This window comes from Stenotrophomonas sp. HMWF023 (assembly GCF_003060985.1).
In the GTDB taxonomy this organism is placed as follows: domain Bacteria; phylum Pseudomonadota; class Gammaproteobacteria; order Xanthomonadales; family Xanthomonadaceae; genus Stenotrophomonas; species Stenotrophomonas lactitubi.
The window spans coordinates 5859-11164 of record NZ_QAIJ01000323.1 but is presented as its reverse complement, the minus strand read 5'-3'; the positions used below and the strand labels follow the sequence as shown (position 1 = coordinate 11164).

General features: G+C 66.3%; 4 protein-coding genes and 1 pseudogene. 2 read left to right on the top strand and 3 right to left on the bottom strand.

Features of this window, described 5'->3' with window-relative positions:
- Positions 1–136, top strand: a pseudogene (locus DBR20_RS23525) (UDP-2,3-diacylglucosamine diphosphatase); the annotation flags it as partial.
- Between the two features lie 87 nt (positions 137–223).
- Here the strand turns inward: DBR20_RS23525 and DBR20_RS19885 are convergent.
- Entirely contained in the window at positions 224–1477 is a 1254-nt protein-coding gene (locus tag DBR20_RS19885; protein ID WP_108267910.1) for a zinc-dependent metalloprotease, read from the bottom strand.
- A 226-nt stretch (positions 1478–1703) separates the two neighbouring features.
- On the opposite strand from DBR20_RS19885, the gene DBR20_RS19880 reads away from it, so the two are divergent.
- Positions 1704–3170 carry a DUF2235 domain-containing protein gene (locus DBR20_RS19880; protein WP_108267920.1) on the top strand — a complete coding sequence of 489 codons (1467 nt, stop codon included), beginning with the start codon at positions 1704–1706 and terminating at the stop codon, positions 3168–3170.
- Positions 3171–3253: 83 nt separating this feature from the next.
- On the opposite strand, the gene DBR20_RS19875 is transcribed toward DBR20_RS19880, so the two are convergent.
- On the bottom strand, positions 3254–4078 hold the full coding sequence (locus tag DBR20_RS19875) for a ferritin-like domain-containing protein (protein ID WP_108267918.1): 825 nt from the start codon (positions 4076–4078) through the stop codon (positions 3254–3256).
- Between the two features lie 10 nt (positions 4079–4088).
- A partial coding sequence (gene purF, locus DBR20_RS19870) for an amidophosphoribosyltransferase (RefSeq protein WP_258223439.1) occupies positions 4089–5306 on the bottom strand: 1218 nt, incomplete at its 5' end.

Sequence of the window (5306 nt, the reverse complement as noted above, 5' to 3'; positions counted from 1 at the left end):
TCGCCCGGCGATCCACACCCTGCAGGCCGGCGGACGCAGCTGCACCCGCATCGTGCTGGGGGACTGGTACGAACAGGGCTCGGTGCTGCGCGTGGATGCCAACGGCTCGACCCTGGATACGCTCAGCCGCGACTGATGGATCGCAGGGTGCCAACCAAGGTTGGCATCTACCAGAGCAGGTGTACCCGCCCAGGTAGACGCCGACCCTGGTCGGCGCTTGGCCTCAGCGGAAGGCCGCGATGGTGGCCTTGGTATTGACCAGCACGCGCTGGTTGTCGGCACTGCTGGCGATGCCCATCGGCACGCCGTTGTAGCTGATGTTCGGATTGGACCAGTAGTTCAGACGCGGGCAGCCGGCTGAGCAGTCGTAGGCCATGATCGTGCGCCAGCGCGATCCGCTGGCCGGCTCATAGCGATAGCCATGGCCATAGGCATACGGTGACGTGCTCGGATCACTGGCGATATCGTGCCGTGCGCTCTGCAGGTGGCCGATTTCATGGGCGAACGAGTAGTAGCCGGTGGCGCAATCCCAGTACACCGCGGCAAACGCCGTCGATGCGGTGGAGCCGATGCCCGAGGCCAGCCCGCAGTAGCTGGTGTTGTTGATCAGCAGTACGCCGACGTCGGCCGCGGTGCTGTTGCGGCTGGTGTGGATGCTGTCCATGTAGCCGTCGCTGGTGCCACGGAAACGCGACAGGTCGGTGGTGAAATTGCCCGACTCGGTATAGCTGGTGGTTTCATAACCGGCCAGCTGCAGGGTCAGGCCCACGTTGCTGTTGGTGTACCCCTGGTTGGATTCGGCGACGGCCAACTGCACCAGCGACTGCATGTTGCCGCCGTACGCGGTCACCGCAGCGTTGGTCGCCACTACCAGCACGCGGATGGTCGCCGGGCTTCCCGACGAGGCCTGTGCGGTGCCGAGGCGATCATTGGCCGGCATGGCGATCTTCGGCAACTGGTTGTAATCGGCCGGATGGTCGGCCGGCATCCGTGATTCATCCACCTCGACCAGCACGTGGCGGTTGCCGAGCGGACGCAGGCGATACAGTTTGCCGTCCTTGCGGATCGAGCCGGTGAGGGTATTGCCCGAGCGCACCAGGATCAGCGAGTTGCCCGGATCATCCTGGCCATTGGACGTGGCCGCCTGCAGGCGATCGGACGGCGCGCGCAACTGGCCGTACCAGACGCTGCCACCATCCGGCAGCGCCTCGACCTTGCTGCGAACGGCCTGCACCTTCTGCCCGAGCAGCTCGAATTCCAGCTGCGACTGCGCAGTGGCGGTGGCATCGACACGCACTTCCTGTACGGCGGCGGTGGACGGGGTGGCCAGCAAGCGCCCGAGTGCCGGCTCGCTGGTGGCCGATGCACGGCTGAGCACGGTGACCGGCTCGAACAACGGCGCCGCGCTCGCGGCCGCCGCTACCGACAATCCCAACAACAGACCACCTGTCGCTTTACCTATCGATCTGGACATCATCTTGTCGCTCCTTGGAGTGAAGTAGACAGCGTTGATGCAGCACGACCCGGGGTGCCGGGTTCGGCCATCAGGCCTGCGCAGGGCGTGTGAATTCAATAGCTCTTGACAGGCAGAGTCGCGATCTGTGATCCAGCGCATCCGGGTTCAGCGAGGTCAAAAGCGTCATTACACTTCTTCAACACGTGGCTTTCGCGCTACCGTGACGCAGCCACGACAAGGGATGCACATGCCGCCAGGACAGCAGCACAGCACCGACAGCGACGAACGCGGCCTGCTGCGGATCGGACTGTTCTTCGATGGCACCCGCAACAACGCGCACAACCTGGCCCAGGGTCACCGGCAGGTGCCGCGACCGCGCCCTGCCCTGCTCCGCGCCGATGACGATTCGACCTACCAGAGCCGGCTGACCAGCAGCTACGACAACGGCGCCACCAACATCGCGCGCCTGCACCAGTTGTATCCGGACAGCCGACGCACACCGGGCAGCGCACCTTCGCTGGCGATCTATGTTGAGGGTGTCGGCACCCGCGACGATGCCGAGGACGACCTGATCGGCCTGGCTTTCGGGATTGGCGCCAGTGGCGTGCAGGCAAAGGTGCAGCGTGCATTGCAGGTGTTGCTGCCGGCGGCACTGTCGGCACTTGCCTCGCAGTGGCGCGTGCCGCTGCGCAGCGTGCAGCTGGATCTGTTCGGCTATTCGCGGGGCGCAGCCGCCGCACGCGACGTGGCCAACCACCTGCGCGGGTGGGATGCCGCGCACTGGCGGCAGCTGCTGCAGCAGGCAGGGCTTTCGTGCAGTGCCGACTTCGCCCTGCCGCGGCCAACACTGCGCTTCATCGGCCTGTTTGACACGGTGGTTGCCGTCAACGGCGGCCGCGCCGACGAGCACCCCCGCATCGCCCTGCCCGCGGGCATCGCCGAGGCTGTGTTGCAGCTCAGCGCGCGCGATGAGCATCGCCAGCACTATGCGTTGACCACGGTGGCACCGACCCATCCCGAAATCGCACTGCCCGGTGTGCACGCCAGCATCGGTGGAGGCTACGACCAGGTGGAGGAAGGGCCCAAGCTGCTCAGCCGGCCGCGACGGCAGCAGCTGCGCCGGCCCGGCGTGGAGGACTACCAGACACCGCCACTGGCCCTGCTGCAGGCGACGACCGCCTACGCGGAAGCACAGGCCGACGCCGAACGCTGGCGGCAGCAGTTGGGGCTGAACCCGAAGGAAGTGTGGGTCGATGTCTGGCACCAGTGGCAGCAACAACGCCGCGCCGGCAGCCGCAGCGTGCTGATGTCGCCGGTGCTGTACGTCACCGCTGCGGTGGTGCTGCACCGGCGCATCGATTGGCGTTATCAGCTGGTTGCGCTGCAGGTGATGCAGAAGCACGCTGTCGATGCCGGTGTGACCTGGACCGCCGACGCCGCCGAGGTGGCGGGTTGGGAGCTGCCTGGTGCGCTGCAGCCGATCGCGCGCCGCCTGATCGCCGGCCAGCCGCTGACCCCGACGCAGGAAGCGTTGCTGCGCCGCCGTTACCTGATGCAGTCCGCGCACTGGAATTTCGATGCGCTGGGCGATACCGCCCTGACCTACACCGCCGATGCCGGTGTCAGCGAGTTGCCGTATCGCCCTGGGCCGGGGCTGTTCTACATCAACCGACCGACGGTGGATGGCAGGCGCGTGGTGTTGCCGAACGGGTGAACGGCATCCACGCATGGCGTGGATCTACGGGATCCGCTCAGTAGATCCACGCCATGCGTGGATGATGGATCAACCGACGCCGGTCAACCCGCCTGTTCGATCAGATTGGCGAGCTCATCCGCATCGAAACCGGCCAGCAGGCGTGCCTCGATATTGAACGGCCCGTGCAGGTAGCCGCCGGCATACTCGATCAGCAGTTCCTTGAAACGTGCGCGCGGTTCGACGCCGGCGCGCTCGCAGTACCAGCGGAACCAGCGCGAACCGGCAGCAACGTGTGCAACCTCCTCGCGCAGGATCACTTCCAGCACGTCAGCGGTTTCGCCGTCGCCGACATTGCGCAGCTTGTCGATCATGCCCGGGGTCACGTCCAGCCCACGCGCTTCCAGCACGCGCGGCACCAGCGCCATGCGTGCCAGACCATCGTGTGCAGTCTTCTCGCACATTTCCCACAAGCCGTTGTGCGCAGGGAAATCGGCGTACTCATGGCCGTGTGCCAGCAGGCGCTCGCGCAGCAGCATGAAGTGGCGCGATTCGTCGTCGGCGCAGCTCACCCAGTCGGCATGGAACGCCGCCGGCAGACCGCGGAAGCGGTACACCGCGTCCCAGGCCAGGTCGATCGCATTGAGCTCGATATGGGCGATGGCGTGGATGAACGCCGCGCGCCCCTCCACACCGCCAAGGCCGCGCCGGGGTACTTCACGCGGATGCACCATCAGCAGCTGCGGCGGTCGGCCCGGCATGCGGATCGGTTCGGCTGGCGGCGCATCGGCCGGTACGTTCAACCGGCCGGCGCGGAACGCAGCGGCGTAGGCCTGGGTCAGTGCGACCTTGCGCAGGGGATCGGCTTCGGCCAAGCACTGCTGCGCAGCGCGCAGCAGATTGCCGCCGACGTCAGGCACGTCGATCACCACCTGGACCTCAGGCGCGGCGCTTGTGCTTGGCGTCGTCCGAACGCAGCTGCTGGATGCGCTCGAAGTAGCCCGGCTCGATGCCCGTCGGGTAATGCCCGTTGAAGCACGACGAATCGAAGTTGCGCAGCGCCGGATTGCCTTCGCTCACCGCCGCTTCCATGTCTTCGATGTCCTGGTAGATCAGCCAGTCGCAGCCCAGGTGGGCTTCGATTTCCTCGATGCTGCGGTTGTGCGCGACCAGTTCTTCAGCGGCCGGCATGTCGATGCCGTAGATGTTCGGGTAACGCACCGGCGGCGCGGCGCTGGCCAGGTAGACCTTGCGCGCGCCGGCATCTCGCGCCATCTGCACGATCTGCTGGCTGGTGGTGCCGCGCACGATCGAGTCGTCCACCAGCAGCACCACGCGGTTGCGGAATTCCAGGTGGATCGGGTTGAGCTTGCGGCGCACCGACTTCACCCGTTCGCCCTGGCCCGGCATGATGAACGTGCGGCCGATGTAACGGTTCTTGATGAAGCCTTCGCGGTACTTCACCCCGAGCACGTTGGAGATCTCCAGCGCAGCATCGCGCGAGGTGTCCGGGATCGGGATGATGGTGTCGATGTCGTGGTCCGGGCGCAGGCGCAGGATCTTCTCGCCCAGCTTGATGCCCATGCGCATGCGCGCCTTGTGCACCGACACGTTGTCGATCATCGAATCGGGGCGTGCGAAGTACACGTACTCGAAGATGCACGGGGTGTGTTCGGCCGGCTCGGCGCAGATTTCCGAGAACAGTTCACCGCGCGCGGTGATCACCAGCGCTTCGCCCGGCTGCACGTCACGCACGCGCTGGAAGCCCAGCACGTCCAGCGCGGCGGACTCGGAGGCCACGATGTACTCGTCACCCTCGGCGTGGCTGCGCTTGCCCAGCACCAGCGGGCGGATGCCATGCGGATCGCGGAAAGCGACCAGGCCCAGGCCCAGCACCACGCTGACCACCGCATAGCCGCCCTTGCAGCGACGGTGCACGCCGGCCACCGCGCGGATGGCGGCTTCCGGGCTGAGCTGGCGCTGCTGTTCCAGTTCGTAGGCGAACACGTTCAACAGCACTTCGCTGTCCGAATCGGTATTGACGTTGCGGCGGTCCTGCTCGAACACCTGCTGGCGCAGGTCCTCGGTGTTGATCAGGTTGCCGTTGTGGGCCAGCGCGATGCCGTACGGCGAATTGACGTAGAACGGCTGTGCCTC

Bases quoted from the DNA above. Each gene is read 5' to 3' on its own strand.
- DBR20_RS19885 (WP_108267910.1), bottom strand. From the start codon at position 1,477: ATGATGTCCAGATCGATAGGTAAAGCGACAGGTGGTCTGTTGTTGGGA.
- DBR20_RS19880 (WP_108267920.1), top strand. From the start codon at position 1,704: ATGCCGCCAGGACAGCAGCACAGCACCGACAGCGACGAACGCGGCCTG.